General features: G+C 63.1%; 19 protein-coding genes. 13 read left to right on the forward strand and 6 right to left on the reverse strand.

Features of this window, described 5'->3' with window-relative positions:
* Positions 1-47 precede the first annotated feature (47 nt).
* Genes AWB75_RS08365 through purN form a run of 3 tightly spaced genes read right to left on the reverse strand, consistent with a single transcriptional unit; the run spans position 48 to position 3367 of the window.
* The gene (locus tag AWB75_RS08365; protein ID WP_061123628.1) at positions 48-1418 is read right to left on the reverse strand and encodes a mechanosensitive ion channel family protein; all 1371 of its coding nucleotides are present in this window, start codon (positions 1416-1418) and stop codon (positions 48-50) included.
* A gap of 3 nt (positions 1419-1421) precedes the next feature.
* A complete protein-coding gene (locus AWB75_RS08370; protein ID WP_061123629.1) occupies positions 1422-2720 on the reverse strand; it encodes an RsmB/NOP family class I SAM-dependent RNA methyltransferase in 1299 nt (432 codons plus the stop codon).
* Entirely contained in the window at positions 2717-3367 is a 651-nt protein-coding gene (purN, locus tag AWB75_RS08375) for a phosphoribosylglycinamide formyltransferase (protein WP_061123630.1), read from the reverse strand. The genes AWB75_RS08370 and purN overlap by 4 nt, the downstream gene beginning before the upstream one ends.
* Before the next feature lie 161 nt (positions 3368-3528).
* On the opposite strand from purN, the gene AWB75_RS08380 reads away from it, so the two are divergent.
* The 6 genes from AWB75_RS08380 to dut all read left to right on the forward strand — a co-directional run bounded on the left by AWB75_RS08380 (position 3529) and on the right by dut (position 10693).
* Positions 3529-4524, forward strand: a complete 996-nt coding sequence (locus AWB75_RS08380) for a bifunctional riboflavin kinase/FAD synthetase (RefSeq protein ID WP_061123631.1) — start codon at positions 3529-3531, stop codon at positions 4522-4524.
* Positions 4525-4625: 101 nt separating this feature from the next.
* Positions 4626-7457 carry an isoleucine--tRNA ligase gene (gene ileS / locus AWB75_RS08385; protein WP_061123632.1) on the forward strand — a complete coding sequence of 944 codons (2832 nt, stop codon included), beginning with the start codon at positions 4626-4628 and terminating at the stop codon, positions 7455-7457.
* Entirely contained in the window at positions 7457-7969 is a 513-nt protein-coding gene (gene lspA, locus AWB75_RS08390; RefSeq protein WP_061123633.1) for a signal peptidase II, read from the forward strand. Before ileS ends, lspA begins: the two co-directional genes overlap by 1 nt.
* Positions 7969-9237 (forward strand): bifunctional phosphopantothenoylcysteine decarboxylase/phosphopantothenate--cysteine ligase CoaBC, encoded by a 1269-nt coding sequence (gene coaBC, locus AWB75_RS08395; RefSeq protein WP_061123634.1) that lies wholly within the window; start codon positions 7969-7971, stop codon positions 9235-9237. The genes lspA and coaBC overlap by 1 nt, the downstream gene beginning before the upstream one ends.
* A complete protein-coding gene (locus tag AWB75_RS08400) occupies positions 9234-10250 on the forward strand; it encodes an LLM class flavin-dependent oxidoreductase (protein ID WP_061123635.1) in 1017 nt (338 codons plus the stop codon). The genes coaBC and AWB75_RS08400 overlap by 4 nt, the downstream gene beginning before the upstream one ends.
* Positions 10247-10693, forward strand: coding sequence for a dUTP diphosphatase (dut, locus tag AWB75_RS08405; protein ID WP_061123636.1), 447 nt, complete (start codon positions 10247-10249; stop codon positions 10691-10693). The genes AWB75_RS08400 and dut overlap by 4 nt, the downstream gene beginning before the upstream one ends.
* 257 nt (positions 10694-10950) lie before the next feature.
* On the opposite strand, the gene clpA is transcribed toward dut, so the two are convergent.
* Both clpA and clpS read right to left on the reverse strand, forming a co-directional pair.
* Entirely contained in the window at positions 10951-13254 is a 2304-nt protein-coding gene (gene clpA / locus AWB75_RS08415; RefSeq protein ID WP_061123638.1) for an ATP-dependent Clp protease ATP-binding subunit ClpA, read from the reverse strand.
* The gene (gene clpS, locus AWB75_RS08420; RefSeq protein ID WP_008351199.1) at positions 13251-13565 is read right to left on the reverse strand and encodes an ATP-dependent Clp protease adapter ClpS; all 315 of its coding nucleotides are present in this window, start codon (positions 13563-13565) and stop codon (positions 13251-13253) included. Before clpS ends, clpA begins: the two co-directional genes overlap by 4 nt.
* 524 nt (positions 13566-14089) lie before the next feature.
* On the opposite strand from clpS, the gene AWB75_RS08425 reads away from it, so the two are divergent.
* Positions 14090-14296, forward strand: a complete 207-nt coding sequence (locus AWB75_RS08425) for a cold-shock protein (protein WP_061123639.1) — start codon at positions 14090-14092, stop codon at positions 14294-14296.
* Positions 14297-14456: 160 nt separating this feature from the next.
* Here the strand turns inward: AWB75_RS08425 and icd are convergent, their stop codons facing one another.
* On the reverse strand, positions 14457-15713 hold the full coding sequence (gene icd, locus AWB75_RS08430; protein ID WP_061123640.1) for an NADP-dependent isocitrate dehydrogenase: 1257 nt from the start codon (positions 15711-15713) through the stop codon (positions 14457-14459).
* Positions 15714-15894: 181 nt separating this feature from the next.
* On the opposite strand from icd, the gene AWB75_RS08435 reads away from it, so the two are divergent.
* From AWB75_RS08435 to AWB75_RS08460, 6 genes are all read left to right on the forward strand, one after another.
* Entirely contained in the window at positions 15895-16470 is a 576-nt protein-coding gene (locus AWB75_RS08435) for a pseudouridine synthase (RefSeq protein WP_061123641.1), read from the forward strand.
* Positions 16471-16854: 384 nt separating this feature from the next.
* Positions 16855-17061: a hypothetical protein gene (locus tag AWB75_RS08440; protein ID WP_061123642.1), complete on the forward strand. Its 207-nt coding sequence runs from the start codon at positions 16855-16857 to the stop codon at positions 17059-17061.
* A gap of 122 nt (positions 17062-17183) precedes the next feature.
* Entirely contained in the window at positions 17184-17723 is a 540-nt protein-coding gene (locus AWB75_RS08445) for a DUF192 domain-containing protein (protein WP_235012038.1), read from the forward strand.
* Between the two features lie 213 nt (positions 17724-17936).
* Positions 17937-20042 (forward strand): elongation factor G, encoded by a 2106-nt coding sequence (gene fusA, locus AWB75_RS08450; protein WP_061123644.1) that lies wholly within the window; start codon positions 17937-17939, stop codon positions 20040-20042.
* Between the two features lie 97 nt (positions 20043-20139).
* Complete coding sequence (locus AWB75_RS08455) at positions 20140-20622, forward strand: cupin domain-containing protein (protein WP_061123812.1); 483 nt, start codon at positions 20140-20142, stop codon at positions 20620-20622.
* A 132-nt stretch (positions 20623-20754) separates the two neighbouring features.
* Entirely contained in the window at positions 20755-22416 is a 1662-nt protein-coding gene (locus tag AWB75_RS08460) for an ABC transporter substrate-binding protein (RefSeq protein ID WP_061123645.1), read from the forward strand.
* Positions 22417-22420: the final 4 nt, after the last annotated feature.

The following is a 22420-nucleotide window of genomic DNA, read 5'->3' on the forward strand; positions in this document are numbered from 1 at the left end:
AATTGGTGCTGATTCCCAGGTCAGATCGAAAGATAGGAAGCAGTCGGTCATGCTTGGGTCGCGGACGCCGCGCCGGGTTCTCGTTTTCCGGCAGTTAATACCGAATCGCCGCCGGCCCGGACGACGCCATCGACAATCCTGATCTCTCGCTGGGCGTACGGAATTTCGATGCCGTTCTCCGAGAATAACCGCCAAACCGCCCGGTTGACCTGCGACTTTACGCCGCCCGTGCCTTTTGCGGCATCCTCGATCCAGAAACTCAGCTCCAGATTGATGCCGTCCGCGCCGAAGCTCGCGAGCAGCGCCGCGGGCGCCGGGTCCTGCAGCACGCGCTCGATGCCCTGTGTCGCGTCGGCGAGCAATTGCATCGCCCGCTCGACGTCGCACCGGTAGCTCACCTGCACCGCGATTTTCGCGTTGCCGCGCGTGAGAAACGACGAGTGGTTCTGCACCACGTCGGTGATGAGCTTCTCGTTCGGAATCAGCGTCTCGATGCCGTCGAGCCCGCGCACGACCGTGTAGCGCGTGCGGATCTGCGTGACCGTGCCCTGACTGCCCGCGACGTTGATCATGTCGCCGAGCCGCAACGAGCGATCCAGGAGGATGATGAAGCCCGACACATAGTTGCTCGCGATCTTCTGCAAGCCGAAGCCGAGCCCGACGCCCAACGCGCCGCCGAACACGCCGAGCACCGTGATGTCGATGCCGACGATCGACAGGCTCACCAGAATGGCGGCGAGGATCATCAGCGCCCGTCCGAAGCGCGCGAGCACCACCTTGAGATTCGCGTCGAGCGAGCGGGCGCGCATCAGGCGGTCGTCGAGCAGCGCGCCCGCCCACATCGCGACGATCAGCGTCACGCACACCCACAGCACGCCGGAGGCGAGCGAGAGCAGCGTCATGTGCGCGTTCGCGAAATTGAACCGCACGCTCGCCATCCAGTGAACGACGTCGTCCTGGATGCCCATGACGGTGAACGCCATCGCGGCCCAGACGATCACCGTCACGAGCTTCTCGAAGAGATAGAGCAGCGCGTTGGCCTCGTGCTCCGCCTGGCCGCGGCTGAACACGCGCCGCGCGACATAGAGCATCGTATAGATGACGGTGATGCCGCACAGCGGCACGAGCGCGAGGCGCAGAAACGACGTATGGATGAACGGCGCCAGCGCGATTTGCGCGATCGACACGAAAACCGCGCCGAGCAGCGGAAAAAGCGCCTTATTGAGACTTTCCGCGCCGAAGCGCACGGCTTCGAAACGTGATTGACGGCGCGCATCGAGCTTCTTGCGAAGCAGACGCGCGCACCACCAGGCCACCGCGAGCAGGCCGACCAGAACCGCCACCTGCCAGATCACTTCCGGCTCGCCGAAATCGCGGAAAATTCGCGCGGAGAGTTCGGTCAGGAGGCGGTTCTGCATCGCTTACGCGGTTTCGTCGGCTGCTTTCGGCGCTTTGGCGGCGTCCGGCACGCGCTCCAGTACCGCTGCGAAGAAACCGTCGGTGCCGTGCTTGTGCGGCCACAGCGACAGATATTCGCCCGTGTCCAGATCGATGCGCTGTTCCGCGAGCACGTCACGCGCGGGCACGACGCGGAAGTTCGGATGGGCCTCCAGGAACTGTGCGACGACCCCTTCGTTCTCCGCTTCGAGCATCGAGCACGTTGCGTAGACGAGCCGGCCGCCGGTTTTCACGAGGCGCGCGGCGCTCGTGAGAATCGAGAGCTGCTTCGGCGTCAGCTCCGCGACGGTTGCGGGCGACTGGCGCCATTTCAGGTCCGGATTGCGGCGCAAGGTGCCGAGGCCGGAGCACGGCGCATCGACAAGCACGCGGTCGATCTTGCCCGCGAGGCGCTTGATCTTCGCATCGTGCTCGCTGTCGATCAGTACCGGATTCACGTTCGACAGGCCGCTGCGCGCGAGGCGCGGCTTCAGTTTCGCGAGCCGGCGGTCGGACACGTCGAACGCGTAGAGACGGCCCGTGGAGCGCATCATCGCGCCGAGCGCCAGCGTCTTGCCGCCCGCGCCCGCGCAGAAATCGACGATCATCTCGCCGCGGCGCGGCGCCATCAGCGAACAGAGCAACTGGCTGCCTTCGTCCTGAACCTCGATCCAGCCTTCCTGGAACGGCGCGAGACGTGTCAGCGCCGGCTTGCCGTCCACGCGGATGCCGAACGGCGCGAACGGCATTTCGCCCGCGTCGATGCCGGCCTCCGTCAGCGCCTTCAGCACGACCTTGCGATCCGCCTTGATCGGGTTCGAGCGCAGGTCGAGCGGCGCGGGGTAGTTCAGCGCGGCGGCGAGCTGCGCGAGCTCCTCGGGCGCGAAACGCTTGCCCATCGCGTCGTAGATCCACTGCGGCAGGTTCGTGCGCACGCGCACCGGCAGGCTCGCCGGATCGATCTTCGAGACTTGAGCGAGCCATTGATACTCGTCGGCGGAAACGAACGGCTTCAACGCGGAGAGGCCCGCCGTCTGCATCAGGCCGAGCAGCGCGAGACGGCGCGCCTGGTTGCCGCTGCCGCTTTCCGCGAGATGCGAGAACTCCATCTTCCGGCGCAGCACGGCGAACACGGCCTCCGCGATCACGCCGCGCTCGCCGTGGCCGAGCTTCGGATGCGCGCGGAAGAAGCGGCTCGTCGCGGCATCGGCGGCGCCGGAAAAGCGGAGCACGTCCGCGAGCAGAGTTTCGGTTTGTCCGATCAGAAATCCATGCAGCCTCATGCGCCCTCCCCGGCAATGTCGGCAAAGAGCCATTGCGGCTCAGACGGCGTGAGGGCGACACGTTCGCCCTCGATACAAAGTCGCCCTTCGATGAACCATCGCACCGCGCGCGGATAGATGACATGCTCGACCTTCAGCACGCGCGCGGCGAGCGCGGCGGCGTCGTCGCCGGCGACGACCGGAATCGCGCCTTGCGCGACGATCGGCCCGTGATCCAGCGTCGGCGTCACGAAATGCACGCTCGCGCCGTGCACGCGCACGCCGGCGTCGAGCGCCTGCTGATGCGTGCGCAGGCCCGGAAAGCACGGCAACAGCGACGGATGAATATTGAGCATGCGCCCCGCGTATTTCCCGACGAAGGCATCGGTCAGCACGCGCATAAACCCCGCCAGCACGACGAGATCGGGATCGAAGCGATCGATTTCACGCGCGAGCGCGGCATCGAACGATTCGCGCCCATCGAACTGACGATGATCCACCACTTTGGTTTCGATGCCGTTCGCGGCCGCGAAGCCTAACCCGGCGGCATCGGGCCGGTTGGAAATGATCGCGCAGACGCGGGCCGGCCAGCCTTCGCGCGCACATGCGCGCACGACGGCCTCCATGTTGCTCCCGCGTCCGGAGATCAGAATGACGATTTTTTTCATCCGCGGATTTTATCATTCGACGGGTGCGAAAATCGTGCCAAACGGCAATCCACAGGCAACGCGCGAGGAACGCGCCGGGCCGCGCGCGCCCGTCGATGCGTGCGAGCGTCTATAATCTAACGCTTTGCAGCATCAGCCCCTCCCACCGACCAACGCCTATCGTGAGAGTCTTTCGCGGCCTCCCCAATGCCGAAAGCCGGGCGCCCTGCGCACTGACCATCGGCAACTTCGACGGTGTCCATCGCGGTCACCAGGCGCTGCTCGCGCACGTGCGGGCCGCCGCCGACGCGCGCGGCCTGCCGGTCTGCGTGATGACTTTCGAGCCGCATCCGCGCGAGTTCTTCAATCCGGCAGGCGCGCCGCCGCGCATCGCGATGCTGCGCGACAAGCTGGAAGCGCTGCGCACCAACGGCGTCGATCGCGTGGTGGTCGAGCATTTCAACAAGACGTTCGCGAGCCAGTCGCCGGATACGTTCGTGAAGAACGTGATCGTCGACGGGTTGCACGCGCGCTGGGTCATGGTCGGCGACGACTTCTGCTACGGCGCGAAGCGCGCAGGCGATTTCGCCTCGCTCAAACGCGCGGGCGAGCAATACGGCTTCGAGGTCGAGCAGATGGCGACCGTCGCGCATCCGAACGGCACGCGCATTTCGTCGTCGTCGGTGCGGACGTCGCTCGTCGCGGGCGATCTCGACGCGGCGCAAGTCGCGCTCGGGCGGCCGTACATCATCAGCGGGCACGTCGTGCACGGCGCGAAGCTCGGCCGCGATCTCGGCTTTCCCACCTTGAATCTGCCGATCGCGCACAAGCGGCCGGCGCTCGCGGGCATTTTCGTGGTACGCGTGCACGGTCTCGCGGATGAGCCTTTGCCCGCGGTCGCCAGTCTCGGCCTGCGTCCGACCGTCGACGATTCCGGCCGCGTACTGCTCGAAGTCTTCGTGCTCGACTGGCACGGCGACGCCTACGGCAAGCTCGTGCGCGTCGAATTCCTGAAGAAGCTGCGCGACGAGGAAAAGTACGTCGACCTCGAAACGCTCGGCGCGGCCATCGCGAAAGATGTCGACAACGCGCGCGCGTACTTCGGCCTGCCGCCGGCGAGCAATGCGGGCAGCCGCGCCACTGGCTTCGCCATTTCGGCCACCGATCGAATTAGGTGAGCGCGCGGTGCCGCTTTGAGAAAAGCGCGCCGCCCGCTGCCCCGCCTTCCGAATCATCGCGCGTCGACAAGCGCCGTCTCATCGAATTCACTGAGTCACCCATGAGCGACAAGAAAGAGAAAGCCTCCTCGAAGTACCCCGTCAACCTGCTCGACACGCCCTTCCCGATGCGCGGCGATTTGCCGAAGCGCGAGCCCGCGTGGGTCAAGGAATGGCAGGACAAGCAGATCTACGAGAAGATCCGCGCGGCCAGCAAGGGACGCAAGAAGTTCATCCTGCACGACGGCCCGCCTTATGCGAACGGTGACATCCACCTCGGCCACGCGGTCAACAAGATCCTGAAGGACATGATCGTCAAGGCGCGCAATCTCGCGGGCTTCGACGCGGTCTATGTGCCGGGCTGGGACTGTCACGGCATGCCGATCGAAATCCAGATCGAAAAGCAGTTCGGCAAGACGCTGCCCGCCATCGAAGTGATGCAGAAGGCGCGCGCCTACGCCGGCGAGCAAATCGAAAAGCAGAAGCTCGGCTTCCGGCGTCTGGGCGTGCTCGGCGACTGGGACAATCCGTACAAGACCATGAACTTCGCCAACGAAGCGGGCGAAATCCGCGCGCTCGGCAAGATCATGGAGAAGGGCTTCGTGTTCCGCGGCCTCAAGCCGGTGAACTGGTGTTTCGACTGCGGCTCGGCGCTGGCCGAAGCGGAAGTCGAGTACAAGGACAAGACCGATCCGACCATCGACGTGATGTTCGCCTTCGCCGAGCCGGAAAAGACCGCGCAGGCGTTCGGGCTGAAGGCGTTGCCGAAGCAGGAAGGCGGCATCGTCATCTGGACGACGACGCCCTGGACCATTCCCGCGAACCAGGCGTTGAACGTGCATCCGGAGATCGTCTACGCGCTCGTCGATACGCCGCGCGGATTGCTGATCCTCGCGCAGGAGCGCGTCGAGGCGTGCCTGCAGAACTACGGCCTCAGCGGTGACGTCATCGCGACGGCGACCGGCGAAAAGCTCGCGAACCTGCGCTTCCATCATCCGCTCGCGGCGGCGCATCCGGGCTACAAGCGGACTGCGCCCGTCTACCTCGGCGATTACGTGACGACGGAAAGCGGCACGGGCATCGTGCATTCGTCGCCGGCGTATGGCGTGGAAGACTTCGTGTCGTGCAAGGCGCACGGCATGGCGGATTCGGACATCATCAATCCGGTGATGGGCGATGGCCGCTACATCGAATCGCTGCCGCTTTTCGGCGGGCTGTCGATCTGGAAGGCGAATCCGCAGATCGTCGAGGCGCTCGACGGCGCCGGCTCGCTCCTGAAGAGCGAAAAGTACACGCATAGCTACATGCACTGCTGGCGCCACAAGACGCCGATCATCTATCGCGCGACCTCGCAATGGTTCGCCGGCATGGATGTGAAGCCGAAGCACGGCGGCAAGACGCTGCGCGAAACCGCGCTGGAAGGCGTCGAAAACACGGCGTTCTATCCGTCGTGGGGCAAGCAGCGGCTTTACAGCATGATCGCGAATCGCCCGGACTGGACGCTCTCGCGTCAGCGTCAATGGGGCGTGCCGATGGCGTTCTTCGTCCACAAGGAAACCGGCGAGCTGCATCCGCGCACGCTGGAACTGCTGGAGGAAGTGGCGAAGCGCGTCGAGGAAGGCGGCATCGAGACGTGGCAATCGCTCGATCCGCGCGAGCTGATCGGCGACGACGCCAACATGTACGAAAAGAACCGCGACACGCTCGACGTGTGGTTCGATTCCGGCACGACGCACTGGCACGTGCTGCGCGGCTCGCACAAGGATTCGCTGCAGTTCCCGGCCGATCTGTATCTCGAAGGCTCGGACCAGCATCGCGGCTGGTTCCATTCGTCGCTCCTGACGGCATCGATGCTCGACGGCCGTCCGCCCTACGACGCCCTTCTCACGCACGGCTTCACCGTCGATGGCGAAGGCCGCAAGATGTCGAAGTCGCTCGGCAACGGTATCGATCCGCATGAGGTGTCGAACCGGCTCGGCGCGGAAATCATCCGTTTGTGGATCGCGTCGACGGATTATTCGGGCGAGCTCGCGATCTCGGAAGAAATCCTGAAGCGCGTGACGGAGACGTATCGACGCATTCGCAACACGCTGCGCTTCCTGCTCGCGAATCTGTCGGACTTCGATATCGGCAAGAACGCGGTGCCGGTCGCCGAGTGGCTCGAGATCGATCGCTACGCCGTCGCGCTCACGCGCAATCTGCAGGACGACGCGCTCGCGCATTACGAGAAATACGAGTTCCATCCGGTCGTGGCGAAGATCGCGACGTTCTGCTCGGAGGATCTCGGCGGCTTCTATCTCGACGTGCTGAAGGACCGCCTCTACACGACGAAGCCCGATTCACGCGAGCGCCGCAGCGCGCAGACCGCGCTGTTCCATATCGCGCACGGTTTGCTGCGGCTCGTCGCGCCGTATCTGTCGTTCACGGCGGAAGAAGCGTACAAGGTGCTCAAGCCCGGTCAGGACACGATCTTCACGGAAGTCTTCGCGACCTATCCGGACATCGCGCACGGCGGCGACCTGCTCGACAAGTGGACACTCATCCGCAGCGCGCGCAGCGACGTGACCAAGGCGCTCGAAGAAGCGCGCACGGCGAATCAGATCGGTTCGTCTCTGCAAGCCGAGGTCGTGGTGCGTGCGAGCGGCGCGCGTTACGACGCGTTGGCGAGCCTCGGCGATGCGCTGCGCTTCGTGCTCATCACCTCATCGGCGCAAGTCGAGAAAGTGGCGGGCGAAGCGGAAGAAGGCGTCGATGTCGCCGCGTCGAGCTACATGAAGTGCGAGCGCTGCTGGCACTATTGCGCGGACGTCGGCTCGCACGCCGATCATCCGGGCCTGTGCGGCCGCTGCTTCTCCAACCTCTTCGGCGCCGGCGAAACGCGAGGCGCAGCATAATGGCTCGAACGATGGCGAAACAAACCTCCAGCAGTGCAAGCGGATCGCTCGCGCCGTGGCTCGGCGTCGCGCTGATCGTGATTTTGTTCGATCAGTTGACGAAGATCGCCGTGCAGCGCGTGTTCGCCTACGGCGATCCGCATGCGCTCACGCCCTTCTTCAACCTGCTGCTCGTCTACAACCGCGGCGCGGCGTTCAGCTTCCTCGCGATGGCGGGCGGCTGGCAGCGTTGGGCGTTTACGGCGCTGGGCGTCGTCGCGGCTATCGTCATTTGCTATCTGCTGAAGAAGCACGCGGCGCAGCGGCTCTTCTGCCTCGCGCTCTCGCTCATCATGGGCGGCGCGATCGGCAACGTGGTCGACCGGATCGCGTACGGGCACGTGATCGACTTTCTGGACTTTCACGTGAACGCGTGGCACTGGCCCGCGTTCAATCTCGCCGATAGCGCGATCACCATCGGCGCGGTGCTCCTGATCTTCGACGAACTGCGGCGCGTACGCGGTTCAAAGTGATGTTCCCTGGCGCGGCTCCGTCCTCGGAGCCGCGCTTTTTTTGCGATGGAGGCAAGTTGGAACTCGCGGGTAAACATCTCGTTTTGGGGCTGACCGGCGGCATCGCCTGCTACAAGATCGCCGAACTCACGCGGCGGCTCATCAAGGCCGGCGCGACGGTGCAGATCGCGATGACCGAGGCGGCCACGCAGTTCATCACGCCCGTCACGATGCAGGCGCTCTCGGGCCGCCCCGTCTACACGTCGCAATGGGATGCGCGCATGCCGAACAACATGGCGCATATCGACCTCTCGCGCGAAGCGGATGCGATCGTCATCGCGCCCGCCTCCACCGACTTTCTCGCGAAGCTCGCGCACGGCCTATGCGACGACCTGCTCTCGACGCTGTGCATCGCGCGTGATTGTCCGCTGCTCGTCGTGCCCGCGATGAACCGGCAGATGTGGCAGAACCCGGCGACGCAGCGCAACGTCGCGCAGCTTCGCGCGGACGGCGTCGAAGTGCTCGGGCCGGATTCGGGATCGCAGGCGTGCGGTGAAGTCGGCGATGGCCGCATGATCGAACCCGAAGCCGCCTTCGAAGCGATCTGCGCATTCTTCCAGCCGAAGCTCCTGCGCGGTCAGCGCGTGCTCATTACCGCGGGTCCGACCTTCGAGCCGCTCGATCCGGTGCGCGGCATCACGAATCGCTCGTCGGGCAAGATGGGTTTCGCGCTCGCGCGCGCGGCGGCGCAGGCGGGCGCGGACGTGCATCTCGTCGCCGGCCCCGTCTCGTTGCCGACGCCGTGGGGCGTCTATCGCGAAGACGTGCAGACCGCGCAGCAGATGCACGATGCCGTGATGGCCGCCACGCCCGACACCGATATTTTCATCGCGGTGGCGGCGGTCGCGGACTGGCGCGTCGATCATGTGAGCGAGCAGAAGATCAAGAAGCTTCCGGGCGCGACGCAGCCGACCTTCAATTTCATCGAAAATCCGGACATTCTCGCCTCGGTGGCGAAGCTGCCGGATCCGCCTTATTGCGTCGGCTTCGCGGCCGAAAGCGGCGATCTCGAAGTGCATGGCGAAGAGAAGCGCAAGCGCAAGAACGTGCCGCTGCTCATCGGCAATATCGGGCAACTGACCTTCGGCCGCGACGACAACGAAGTCGTGCTCTTCGAAGCATCCGGTTCGACGCCGCTGCCGCGCGCCGACAAGCAGGAACTCGCGCGCACGCTGATCGCGGAGATCGCGAAACGTGCGCCTCGCAATGGCGGTTCATTGCTCTCATGACCAGACTTTCAGTACTCGACCAGACGCCGGTCATCCACGGACACACCGTCGCCGACGCCATCGCCGCGACGCTCGATCTCGCGCAACTCGCCGACGACCTCGGCTACACGCGCTATTGGTGCGCGGAACATCACGGCTTGTACGGCGTGTCGAATCCGTGCCCTGAAGTGATGCTGGCGCGCATCGGCAGTCTGACGAAGCGCATTCGCATCGGTTCGGGCGGCGTCATGCTGCCGTATTACTCGCCGTTCAAGGTCGCCGAGCAATTCCTGATGCTCGAAGCGCTGTTTCCGAATCGCGTCGATCTGGGTGTGGGACGCGCGCCCGGCGGCGACATGCGCACGGCGCAGGCGGTCGCGGCGGGTTCGTATAATCGCGGCGATATCTTCCCGCAGCAGGTCGCGGAACTGATCGCCCTTTTCGACGGCAAGCTTCCCGACGATTCCCTGGCGAAAGGCGTGCTGCTGCAACCGCAGATCGCCACGCGTCCCGAACTATGGATGCTCGGCTCCAGCGACTTCGGCGGGCTGCTTGCGGCGCAACTCGGCATCCGCTTCGCGTTCGCGCACTTCATCAACGCGCAGTATGGGCATCGCGTGGCCGAGGCGTATCGCGAGCGCTTCGTCGCCGGACATGAGGCGAAGCCGTATCTCGCCGCGGCGGTCTTCGTCATCTGCGCCGATACGGATCGCGAAGCCGAAGCGCTCGAACGCGCCGTCGATCTGCGTCGCGTGCAAATGGCGTATGGCGTCAATCAACCGATTCCGTCGATCGCGCAAGGCATCGCGCAGGTGTACGGCGAGCGCGAGCTCGCGGTGATCGCGCAAGAGAAGGCGCGCAGCATCATCGGCACGCCGGAGCGCGTGACCGAGCAGATGCACACCCTGCAACAACGCTTCAACGCCGACGAACTAATCGTGATCACGGTCGCCGGCAGCTACGCCGCGCGCACGCGCTCCTATGAACTTCTGGCCGATGCCTTCGAGCTCGGCCGCCGAATCCCGAACACATGAAACTCGACGTCAAGATTCTCGACGCGCGCATGCGCGACTACCTGCCCGCCTACGCCACGCCCGGCAGCGCGGGCCTCGACCTGCGCGCCTGTCTCGATGCGCCGCTCGTCATCGAGCCGCATCAGACGGTGCTCGTGCCGACCGGCCTCGCGATCCATTTGGAAGATCCCGGCTATGCGGCGCTGATCCTGCCGCGCTCGGGCCTCGGTCACAAGCACGGCATCGTGCTCGGCAATCTGGTCGGGCTGATCGATTCGGATTATCAAGGTCAACTGATGGTTTCGACATGGAATCGTGGCGACACCGCGTTCACGCTGAATCCGATGGAACGACTCGCGCAAATGGTGATCGTGCCAGTCGTGCAGGCGGAGTTCAATATCGTCGATGACTTCGCAGCGAGCGAGCGCGGCGCGGGCGGGTTTGGCAGCACGGGCAAGCATTGACTTTCGTGTTTTCGATTATGCCGGCGGGCATTGTTTCGCCGCCGGCGCGCATTTCTCGCTTCTTCAACATTTTGGTATCCAAACATTTCCGAGCCGTGGACGCGCGACAAGCTGAACGCCTACATGAACAATCCGCTACCTTTCGGCACACCGGCACGTTCGCGCCGCTGAGCAATCCATTCAGCGGCAAGCCGTAAAACAAAGCGGCGCGAGCTTACGCTCGCGCCGCTTTTGGCGTTGCTGTCCTTCGGACGGCTTCAGTCGACTTCGATCGCTTCCGGATTCGGATTGCGCGGCGGCGTCGAGTTCTCGTCGAACGTCAACTGCACCTTGTCGTCCGCATCGACATCCACCGTCACTCGACCGCCGTTGACCAGCTTGCCGAACAGCAGCTCGTCGGCCAGGGCGCGACGAATCGTGTCCTGAATCAGACGCTGCATCGGACGCGCGCCCATCAGCGGATCGAAACCGTGCTTCGCGAGATGCTTGCGCAGCGCATCGGTGAAGACCGCGTCGACTTTCTTCTCGTGCAACTGATCTTCCAACTGCATGAGGAACTTGTCGACCACGCGCAGGATGATTTCCTCGTCCAGCGAGCGGAAGCTGATGATCGCGTCCAGACGATTGCGGAACTCCGGCGTGAACATGCGCTTGATGTCGGCCATTTCATCGCCCGACTCGCGACGCGATGTGAAGCCGATCACCGCCTTGCCCATCGCCTCGGCGCCCGCGTTCGTCGTCATGATGATGATGACGTTGCGGAAGTCCGCCTTGCGTCCGTTGTTGTCCGTCAGCGTGCCGTGATCCATCACCTGCAGCAGCACGTTGTAGATATCCGGATGCGCTTTCTCGATTTCATCGAGCAGCAGCACGCAATGCGGCTTCTTCGTGACGGCTTCGGTGAGCAGGCCGCCCTGATCGAATCCGACATAGCCCGGCGGCGCGCCGATCAACCGGCTCACCGCGTGACGCTCCATGTACTCCGACATGTCGAAGCGCAGCAGTTCGATGCCGAGCGTGAACGCCAGTTGCTTCGCGACCTCGGTCTTTCCGACGCCCGTGGGGCCGGAGAACAGGAACGCGCCGATCGGCTTGTCGAGCTTGCCGAGACCCGCACGCGCCATCTTGATCGATGCCGACAGCGCATCGATGGCCGGGTCCTGGCCGAACACGACGGCCTTCAGATCGCGATCCAGCGTCTGGAGCTTGCTGCGGTCGTCCTGCGACACGCTTTGCGGCGGCACGCGCGCGATCTTCGAGATGATCTCTTCGATCTCGCTCTTGCCGATGGTCTTCTTCTGCTTCGACTTCGGCAGGATGCGTTGCGCCGCGCCCGCTTCGTCGATAACGTCGATGGCCTTGTCCGGCAAGTGACGGTCCGTGATGAAGCGTGCCGACAGTTCAGCCGCCGCCGAGAGCGCGCCCGACGAATACTTCACGCCGTGATGCTCTTCGAAGCGCGTCTTGAGACCGCGCAGTATCGCAATGGTTTGTTCGACTGACGGTTCGGTGACATCGACCTTCTGGAAGCGCCGCGACAACGCCGCGTCCTTTTCGAAGATGCCGCGATATTCCGTGAACGTCGTGGCGCCGATGCACTTCAGCTGTCCCGACGACAACGCCGGCTTCAGCAGGTTCGATGCGTCGAGCGTGCCGCCCGAAGCCGCGCCCGCGCCGATCAAAGTGTGAATCTCGTCGATGAACAGAATGGCGTGCGGACGCTCTTTCAGTTCCTTGAGCACCGTCTTCAGACGCTGTTCGAAATCGCCACGATACTTCGTGCCCGCGAGCAGCGCGCCCATGTCAAGCGAGTACACCTGCGCGTCGGCGAGGATGTCCGGCACTTCGCCGCGCGTGATGCGCCAGGCGAGACCTTCGGCGATCGCCGTCTTGCCCACGCCGGCTTCACCGACGAGCAGCGGATTGTTCTTGCGGCGGCGGCACAGCACCTGCACCACGCGCTCGACTTCCAGCTCGCGGCCGATCAGCGGATCGATCTTGCCGTCCTTCGCGAGCTGATTGAGATTCTGCGTGAACTGGGCAAGCGGCGTTTCCTTCTGCGCGGCGGCGTCTTCCGATTCCGGGTTCGCTTCGCTGTTCGCCTTGGCAGCTTCGCCGCTGTTCGTCTTCGCGATGCCATGCGAAATGAAATTCACGACGTCGAGACGCGTGACGCCCTGCTGCTGCAGGTAATACACCGCGTGCGAGTCCTTCTCGCCGAAGATCGCCACCAGCACGTTCGCGCCGGTCACTTCCTTCTTGCCGTTCGAGGTCGATTGCACGTGCATGATCGCGCGCTGGATCACGCGCTGGAAACCAAGCGTCGGCTGAGTATCGACGTCGTCCGTGCCCGGCACGGTCGGCGTGTTGTCGTGAATGAAATTGCGCAGGTTCTGACGCAAATCTTCAATGTTGGCTGCGCAGGCGCGCAACACTTCAGCCGCGGTCGGATTGTCCAACAGGGCGAGCAACAGATGCTCGACCGTTATGAACTCATGCCGCGCCTGACGTGCTTCCATAAACGCCATGTGCAGACTGACTTCCAGTTCCTGGGCAATCATGCTTCCTCCATCACGCACTGCAGCGGATGCCCCGCTTGCCGTGCATGGCTAACGACTTGCTCAACTTTGGTCGACGCAATATCTCGCGTGTAGACCCCACAAACTCCCCTGCCTTCGCGATGAACCTTCAGCATGATCTGCGTCGCAGTCTCACGATCTTTATTGAAGTATTCCTGCACGATCATCACGACGAATTCCATCGGCGTGAAGTCGTCATTCAGCAGCACCACCTTGTACATGGCCGGCTTCTTGAGCTTCTGCTCCTGCCGTTCCAGTACCGTGCCATCCTGCTTGTTGGGATTGATCGCCATACACCCATTCTAAACAACACGGACAGCTCCGCAATTGCCGCTCCAGCACCGACCGCCCGGTCGGAATGACACGCTGAAACTGCCCTTGCGCGGTGACTGCCCATCGATTCCTGCCGCTGCCCGACATTTCGGCGCGGCCCGCTTGCACCTCGTCGAAATCAGTATCGCACAGCTTCAAAAAAAACAAACCGGGCACCAGGCGCCGCGGGCCGCCGGGTATCACACAAGTGAGTCGATTATGCGACTTTTCAAGATGACGTGCTTGGACGGCAGCGCACACGCAAAGCAGGAATTACCCTACAAATGCGCTCTATGCAACGAGCTTAACGGCTATCCCAAAAATTCCTTGACACTCGATTTAAGAGATTTAACAATCAAACTGGCACTTTTTTCCGGGGGCCAACCACGGAGGAAAAAAAGAGGCCGAGGTGAGCTTGTGAGGAGGGGGCGGTTCACGTGTGGGGTGGGCCGTCGAGCTTTTCGAGCGTGCTCTGGTTGCGACGAGAGTTAGAGGGGAAGTACGAATGTCTACTGGTACGGTCAAGTGGTTCAACGACGCGAAAGGCTACGGATTCATCACGCCCGATGAAGGCGGCGAGGATCTGTTCGCACATTTCTCGGCGATTCAAATGAACGGTTTCAAGACGCTCAAAGAAGGCCAGAAGGTCAGCTTCGAGATCGTCCAGGGACCGAAGGGCAAGCAGGCTTCGAACATCCAGGACGCTCTCTGACCGTTCGATCGAAACTTTGCCTCGTGAAACCCGGCCTTGGCGCCGGGTTTTTTTTCGCCTGCGACAGACAGATATATGAGGCATTCGCGCGAAATAAAAAACCCCGGAAAGCGTAGGCCTTCCGGGGTCGTTATTTAACATCACGAATCGAGGTGAGTCCTCACATATTGTCGATCATCACCTGTCCGAATCCCGAGCATGACACTTGTGTGGCGCCTTCCATCAGGCGTGCGAAGTCGTAGGTGACGCGCTTCGAGAGAATGGACCGCTCCATCGACGCGATGATGCGGTCCGCCGCCTCGAACCAGCCGAGATGGCGCAGCATCATTTCGGCCGAGAGAATCTCCGAGCCCGGATTCACATAATCCTTGCCCGCATACTTCGGCGCTGTGCCGTGCGTGGCTTCGAACATCGCGACGGAATCCGACATGTTCGCGCCCGGCGCAATGCCGATGCCGCCAACCTGCGCCGCGAGCGCGTCCGAGATGTAGTCGCCGTTCAGGTTGAGCGTGGCGATGACGTCGTATTCGGCGGGGCGCAGCAGGATCTGCTGGAGGAACGCATCGGCGATCACGTCCTTCACGACGATATCATTGCCCGACCGCGGATTTTTGACCTTCATCCACGGGCCGCCGTCGATCAGCTCCGCGTTGAACTCCTTTTGCGCGAGCGCATAACCGTAGTCGCGGAACGCGCCTTCGGTGAACTTCATGATGTTGCCCTTGTGCACCAGCGTGACCGAGCGGCGGTCGTTGTCGATCGCGTACTGGATCGCCTTGCGCACGAGACGCTCCGTGCCCTCGCGCGACACCGGCTTGATGCCGAGTCCCGACGAATCCGGGAAGCGGATCTTCGTCACGCCCATTTCTTCGCGCAGAAACTTGATGACCTTCTTCGCTTCGGGCGACTCCGCGGGCCATTCGACGCCCGCATAAATATCTTCCGAATTCTCGCGGAAGATCACCATGTCGATCTTCTCGGGCTCGCGCACCGGCGACGGCACGCCCTTGAAGTAGCGCACCGGGCGCAAGCACACGTACAGGTCGAGCTGCTGGCGAAGCGCCACGTTCAGCGAACGGATGCCGCCGCCGACCGGCGTCGTGAGCGGGCCCTTGATCGACACGATGTAATCCTTCACCACATCGAGCGTTTCGTCCGGCAGCCACACGTCCGGGCCGTAGACGCGCGTCGCCTTCTCGCCCGCGTATATTTCCATCCATTGAATCTTGCGCTTGCCGCCGTAGGCCTTTTCCACCGCCGCATCGACGACCTTGATCATCACCGGCGTGATGTCGACGCCCGTGCCGTCGCCCTCGATGTACGGGATGATCGGCTGATCCGAGACGTTGAGCGAGAAATCCGCGTTGACGGTGATCTTGTCACCGTCCGCCGGAACCTGGATGTGCTGATACGGCATGGTCGACTCCAATAAGGCCGGGCTTGAATGGAAGCAAACTGGATGCAGCACGCGCGGCGATAGCGCGCGAGTATGGCCAGAACACCATTCTAACCATGCTGGCCTGTCCCGGCGCGCCCTGGGGCGTCCAATCGCATGCTTTAAGATTGCCGCATCCGATTCACGCCGCGCGCCGCCCTGCATGTCACTCATCGCTCTGAACAAGCCCTTCGGCACCATCTGCCAGTTTTCCGCGCATGAGACGCGCGCGTCGCTCGGCGACTGGGTGAAGACGCCGAACGTGTATCCGGCCGGCCGGCTCGATGCCGACAGCGAAGGCCTGCTCCTCCTGACCGACGACGGCGCGTTGCAGGCGCGCATCGCGGAGCCGCGCCACAAGCTGGTGAAGCGCTACTGGGCACAAGTCGAAGGCGCACCCGACGATGCCGTGCTCGCGCGGCTGGCCAAAGGCGTCGATCTCGGCGACTGCGTGACGCGGCCGTGCCGCACCGCATTCGTCGCGTCCGGGGACAGCGACGCGCTCTGGCCGCGCAATCCGCCCGTCCGCTACCGCGCCGCCATCCCGACCACATGGATCGAACTCGCCATCACCGAGGGCAAGAACCGGCAAGTGCGGCGCATGACGGCAGCCGTCGGTCATCCGACGTTGCGGCTCGTGCGTATCGCGATCGGCGCGCTCGATCTCTTCGCGCTGGGGCTCGCGCCCGGCGAGACCGTGGAGGTTTCGCCGCAGGCGCCATGGCGACGCGTTGGGTGAATCCCATTCAACTATCCTGAAATTAAGCCGCCTTGCGCCATTCGTTGATCGCGCTTAACGCACATGTCATGAAGATCGGCTAGTCCATTTCGTGCTTCGAAAAAAATTTTTGGTCTGCTGCGCAATTCTCTGTAAATCGCGTCAACCGACTCTTTGCGCGATGCGTTAAGGGCCTCAGATGCCGCGCAAAGCTATCCGGCATGAGCGAATAACTGATTACAGCAACCTGTGTGCTCCAGGGTGTTTGAAAGGTTCAAGCGTTCACAGAAGTATCGACACCGATTTATCGATGCGACTGTCAACCGAAAGGTAGGTGGCTCGTTTACCGACATGACTCATTGACCGGGTCGTTTGGTTAATCAACTCAAAGCTAAAGGTTCACACATGAACAAACTGATCGCTGCTCTCGTCGCTGGCCTGTTCGCAACCGCTGCTTTCGCACAAGAAGCTTCGGCACCGGCCGCTGCTGCTCCGGCAGCTGCTTCGTCGGCTCACAAGTCGTCGGCGCACAAGAAGTCGCACAAGTCGTCGAAGAAGTCGCACAAGAAGGCAGCCGCTTCGGCTCCGGAAGCCGCTTCGGCAGCTCAGTAAGTTCGTTGTAAGACGCGGTATAGCGAAGTCAAGAACGAGCATTACCGCCGTCTGTACGGCGTTGAAGGGCAGATGGCCGCGAGGCCTCTGCCCTTTTGTTTTGTCCTGGCCCATCGAGTAACATGCGCGGGGCCGTTGGTTTTCGGCGCATAGATCGTCAAAGGAGCTTCGTCGTGAATCTGCAGCACTTCTTGCGCGCCGCACGCGCAGCCGTAATCGCGCTCGCGTTGCCGTTCGCCGCACTGCCGCTCGTGCAGGCGCAATCTCTGCCGCCGGGCGCCAAGCAGCCGTCCGACTTTCCGCGCGCGAAGCTGACCGCGGGCATGTACGTGATCGACGCCGCCGTCGCCGCGAACGATGCGGATCGCGAGCAAGGCCTCATGTATCGCACGAAGCTCGCACCGAACGAAGGCATGCTCTTCGTGTTCGGCGAAAACGCCGTGCACTGTTTCTGGATGAAGAACACGCTGATCCCGCTGTCGATCGCGTTCATCCGCGCGGACGGCACGATCACCGACATCGACGAGATGCAGGCCGAGACGGAGAACAACCACTGCCCGCGCAACAACGGCGTGTACGCGCTCGAAATGCCGAAGGGCTGGTTCGCGGCGAAGGGCATCAAGCCCGGCACGCAGATCAAGGGCTTGCCGCGCGCGCAGTGAGCGCGGTCGCGTGACCTCACGATGCCAAAAGCCGGCGCGGTTCAATCGAACCTCGCCGGTTTTTTTTCGCCTGCCGCAAGCCGCCGCGCGCCTTCCCGCGAGCTGGCAAGATTCCTGCAAAGAGCCTGCCGACGCGCTATCCTAAAAAGATTCAGCGCGACGCTTTCACGGCTCTCACGCACGCCGTGCTGACATCTTCAACAGGAGGTTCACGTGCCCCGCAAGACTCCCATCGAGCGCTATCGGAACATCGGGATTAGCGCTCACATCGACGCCGGCAAAACGACTACGACCGAGCGCATCCTTTTCTACACCGGCGTGACGCACAAGATCGGCGAGGTTCACGACGGTGCGGCCACGATGGACTGGATGGAGCAGGAGCAGGAGCGCGGCATCACGATCACGTCGGCGGCGACGACCGCCTTCTGGAAGGGCATGGCCGGGAATTATCCGGAGCATCGCATCAACATCATCGACACGCCGGGGCACGTCGACTTCACGATCGAGGTCGAGCGCTCCATGCGCGTGCTCGACGGCGCGTGCATGGTGTACGACTCCGTCGGCGGCGTGCAGCCGCAGTCGGAAACCGTGTGGCGTCAGGCGAACAAATACAAGGTGCCGCGCATCGCGTTCGTCAACAAGATGGATCGCGTCGGTGCGGACTTCTTTCGCGTGCAGCGGCAGATCGGCGAGCGCCTGAAGGGCGTCGCGGTGCCGATTCAGATTCCCATCGGCGCGGAAGACCATTTTCAGGGCGTGGTCGACCTCGTGAAGATGAAGGCGATCCTCTGGGACGACGAGAGCCAGGGCATCAAGTTCACTTACGAAGAGATCCCCGACAACCTGAAGGACCTCGCGCACGAGTGGCGCGAAAAGATGGTCGAGGCCGCGGCGGAATCGAGCGAAGAGATGCTCGAGAAATACCTGACCGATCACGAGAGCCTGACGGAAGACGAGATCAAGACGGGTCTGCGCAAGCGCACCATCGCGAACGAGATCGTGCCGATGCTCTGCGGCAGCGCGTTCAAGAACAAGGGCGTGCAGGCGATGCTCGACGCGGTGATCGACTACCTGCCCTCGCCCGTCGACGTGCCCGCGATTCTCGGTCACACGGAAGACGACAAGGAAGCCGAACGCCATCCGAGCGACGACGAGCCGTTCTCCGCGCTCGCCTTCAAGATCATGACGGACCCGTTCGTCGGCCAGCTCATCTTCTTCCGCGTGTATTCGGGCGTCGTCAATTCGGGCGACACGGTCTTCAATCCCGTGAAGGACAAGAAGGAGCGGCTCGGGCGGATCCTGCAGATGCATGCGAACGAGCGCAAGGAAATCAAGGAAGTGCGCGCGGGCGACATCGCCGCGGCCGTCGGTCTCAAGGAAGCGACGACGGGCGACACGCTGTGCGATCCGCAGAACGTCATCATCCTCGAACGGATGATCTTCCCGGAGCCGGTGATTTCGCAGGCCGTCGAGCCGAAGACGAAGGCCGATCAGGAAAAGATGGGCATCGCTCTCAATCGTCTCGCGCAGGAAGACCCGTCGTTCCGCGTCGCGACCGACGAGGAATCCGGCCAGACGATCATCTCCGGCATGGGCGAGCTGCACCTCGAAATTCTCGTCGACCGGATGAAGCGCGAGTTCAACGTCGAGGCGACGGTCGGCAAGCCGCAGGTCGCATATCGCGAGACGGTGCGCAACAAGGTCGAGGACATCGAAGGCAAGTTCGTCAAGCAGTCGGGCGGACGCGGACAGTACGGTCACGCGGTGATCGCGCTGGAGCCGGACCCGGGCAAGGGTTACGAGTTCGTCGACCAGATCAAGGGCGGCGTGATTCCGCGCGAATTCATTCCGGCCGTCGACAAGGGCATTCAGGAAACGCTGAAGGCCGGCGTGCTGGCGGGCTATCCGGTCGTCGACGTGAAAGTGCGGCTGACCTTCGGCTCGTACCACGATGTCGACTCGAACGAAAACGCGTTCCGCATGGCCGGCTCGATCGCCTTCAAGGAAGCGATGCGCAAGGCCAGGCCGGTCCTGCTCGAACCGATGATGGCCGTCGAAGTCGAGACGCCCGAGGAATTCATGGGCAACGTGATGGGCGATCTGTCGGGACGGCGCGGCATCGTGCAGGGCATGGAAGACATCGCGGGCGGCGGCGGCAAGCTCGTCCGCGCGGAAGTGCCGCTCGCCGAGATGTTCGGCTATTCCACGTCGCTGCGTTCGCTGACGCAGGGCCGCGCCACCTACACGATGGAGTTCAAGCATTACGCGGAGACGCCGACGAACGTATCCGAGGCCATCATCAATTCGAAAGCGAAATAATCGGCGCTTGATGCGTGTAGTATCGGAAGTCCGTTGTCGGCTCGTTGGTGGCGGCAACGGACTTTTCATATCCGCAGATGAAAACGGCATGAGCGACATGAGCGACGCACATCAGCACATCGATTGGCGCGAACACGGCGTCAAGGTCATCAAGGGCGATCAGCTCGACACCAACACTCCGCAGACGCCCGGCATGAACCGCGCGGCGGCGATCAACGCGGCGCGCGTCGGCGCGCAGAAGATCTGGGCGGGGACGGTCACGATCCATCCGAATGCGAAGACGGGCGCGCACCATCACGGCGCGCTCGAGAGCGTGATCTATGTCGTGCGCGGGCAGGCGCGCATGCGCTGGGGCGAGCATCTCGAATTCGTCGCGGAGGCCGGTCCGGGCGACTTCATCTTCGTGCCGCCCTACGTGCCGCATCAGGAGATCAACGCGAGCACCGACGATCCGCTCGAATGCGTGCTCGTGCGCAGCGACAACGAAGCGGTCGTCGTGAATCTGAACATAGATGCGGTGGAGAAGCCCGAGGAAGTCTATTGGGTCGATCCGATTCACAAGCATCCACACGATCACTGAAGCGGGCGAAGGACGCGCGACGGCAATGCGGCGCGTTCCTTGCTAATTGCGCCTGAATGCGCCGCATGAAGGCGCGGTCGAGCCGTTCGCGCGTGGGCGACGGCCAGCAAACAACTACAACGGAAAACACCGATGAAGAAACCTTCGACCGACGCGCATCTTCTCGACATGGCCCGCGCGGGCGCGGGCGAACTGGGCAATCACGCGATCGACGAATTCATGGCTGGGCGCCTCACGCGCCGCGAGCTGCTGCGCCATGCGAGCATGCTCGGCTTCGCGCTGGCCGCGGGCGGTCTCTTCGGCCTGCCGGCGGCGCGCGCGCAGGGCGCGGGCAAACCCGGCGGCACGATCCGCGTCGCGCATCTGACGCCCGCGGGCGCCGTCGATCCGCTCACGGTGACGGACGCGGCCGGTCTCGCGCTCATCAATCAGACGGGCGAATTCCTCATCGACGACGACAGCGAGCATCTCGCCTTGCGGCCGGCGCTCGCATTATCCTGGAAGTCGAACGACAAGGGCGACGTATGGACCTTCAAGCTGCGCCCGAACGTGAAGTTCCACGACGGCCAGCCGATGACCGCGAAAGACGTCGTCGCGACCTTCAACCGGCTGTCCGATCCGGGCGCGGGCTCGGCGGCGCTTTCCGTGCTCAAGGGCGTGCTGTCCAAAGATTCGGCGAAGGCCACCGATGACCACACTGTCGAATTCCATCTCGACGCGCCCAACGGCAATTTCCCGTATTACGTCTCCTCGAATACGTATAACGCGGTGATTCTTCCCGCGAACTTCACCGGACCCTACGAGAAGACCTTCATGGGCACGGGCGCGCTGAAGCTGGAGAAATACACGCCGAAGGTCGGCGCGTCGTTCGTGCGTAATCCCGACTACTGGGGCGAGAAGGCGCTGCCGGATCGCGTGCAGTTTTCCTTCTATGCGGACCACCAGGCGCAACTTCTCGCGATGCAAGGGCGCCAGGCCGACGTGATGGGCGACTTCACCGTGCAAGGCGGCATCGCGATGCTGACGAATCCGCAGTTCAAGGTGCTCGGCACGAAATCGAGTTCGCATCGCCAGATGCACATGCGCTGCGACATGGCGCCGTTCAAGGACAAGCGCGTGCGTCAGGCGCTCGCGCTCGCGATCGATCGCGAAGTCATCGTGAAGGGCCTGTTCCGCGGACGCGCGCAAGTCGGCAACGACAGTCCGTTCGCGCCGGTGTTTCCATCGAGCGATCTGTCCGTGCCGCAACGCAAGATCGACGTCGCGCAGGCCAGGAAGCTGATGAGCGAAGCGGGCGTCGCGAACGGCTTCGACGTCACGCTGACGACCGAAAAGTACATGGAGATTCCCGATCTCGCGGTCGTCATCCAGAACGCGGCGAAGGCGATCGGCATTCGCATCACGCTGAAAGTGGAAAGTCAGGACCTGTATTACGGCTCGGGCACGTTCGGCAAGTCGGACTGGCTCGATTCGCCGCTCGGCATCACGGATTACGGGCATCGCGGCGTGCCGAACGTGTTCCTCAACGCGCCGTTGACGAGCGGCGGCACCTGGAACGCGGCGCACTTCAAGAATCCGGAGTACGACAAGCTCGTCGCGCAGTTCGTCGCGGCGCTGGATGTCGCGTCGCAGAAGAAGCTTTCCGGTCAGATCCAGCACCTGCTGCTCGATGAAACGCCGGTCGTGATCCCCTACTTCTACGACCAGTTGATCGTCACGCGCGCGAACGTGTCCGGCGTGCGCTTCAACGCGATCTCGCAGATGTGGTTCGACCGCGCGACGGTATCGGCATAAATGA

Source organism: Caballeronia catudaia, from assembly GCF_001544755.2.
GTDB classification, from domain to species: Bacteria; Pseudomonadota; Gammaproteobacteria; order Burkholderiales; family Burkholderiaceae; genus Caballeronia; species Caballeronia catudaia.

Bases quoted from the DNA above. Each gene is read 5' to 3' on its own strand.
- AWB75_RS08460 (WP_061123645.1), top strand. From the start codon at position 20,755: ATGAAGAAACCTTCGACCGACGCGCATCTTCTCGACATGGCCCGCGCG.
- dut (WP_061123636.1), top strand. From the start codon at position 10,247: ATGAAACTCGACGTCAAGATTCTCGACGCGCGCATGCGCGACTACCTG.
- AWB75_RS08400 (WP_061123635.1), top strand. From the start codon at position 9,234: ATGACCAGACTTTCAGTACTCGACCAGACGCCGGTCATCCACGGACAC.
- AWB75_RS08440 (WP_061123642.1), top strand. From the start codon at position 16,855: ATGAACAAACTGATCGCTGCTCTCGTCGCTGGCCTGTTCGCAACCGCT.
- purN (WP_061123630.1), bottom strand. From the start codon at position 3,367: ATGAAAAAAATCGTCATTCTGATCTCCGGACGCGGGAGCAACATGGAG.
- AWB75_RS08455 (WP_061123812.1), top strand. From the start codon at position 20,140: ATGAGCGACGCACATCAGCACATCGATTGGCGCGAACACGGCGTCAAG.
- clpS (WP_008351199.1), bottom strand. From the start codon at position 13,565: ATGGCGATCAATCCCAACAAGCAGGATGGCACGGTACTGGAACGGCAG.
- AWB75_RS08435 (WP_061123641.1), top strand. From the start codon at position 15,895: ATGTCACTCATCGCTCTGAACAAGCCCTTCGGCACCATCTGCCAGTTT.
- AWB75_RS08365 (WP_061123628.1), bottom strand. From the start codon at position 1,418: ATGCAGAACCGCCTCCTGACCGAACTCTCCGCGCGAATTTTCCGCGAT.
- AWB75_RS08370 (WP_061123629.1), bottom strand. From the start codon at position 2,720: ATGAGGCTGCATGGATTTCTGATCGGACAAACCGAAACTCTGCTCGCG.
- AWB75_RS08425 (WP_061123639.1), top strand. From the start codon at position 14,090: ATGTCTACTGGTACGGTCAAGTGGTTCAACGACGCGAAAGGCTACGGA.
- AWB75_RS08445 (WP_235012038.1), top strand. From the start codon at position 17,184: ATGCGCGGGGCCGTTGGTTTTCGGCGCATAGATCGTCAAAGGAGCTTC.
- coaBC (WP_061123634.1), top strand. From the start codon at position 7,969: ATGTTCCCTGGCGCGGCTCCGTCCTCGGAGCCGCGCTTTTTTTGCGAT.
- ileS (WP_061123632.1), top strand. From the start codon at position 4,626: ATGAGCGACAAGAAAGAGAAAGCCTCCTCGAAGTACCCCGTCAACCTG.
- clpA (WP_061123638.1), bottom strand. From the start codon at position 13,254: ATGATTGCCCAGGAACTGGAAGTCAGTCTGCACATGGCGTTTATGGAA.
- icd (WP_061123640.1), bottom strand. From the start codon at position 15,713: ATGCCGTATCAGCACATCCAGGTTCCGGCGGACGGTGACAAGATCACC.
- lspA (WP_061123633.1), top strand. From the start codon at position 7,457: ATGGCTCGAACGATGGCGAAACAAACCTCCAGCAGTGCAAGCGGATCG.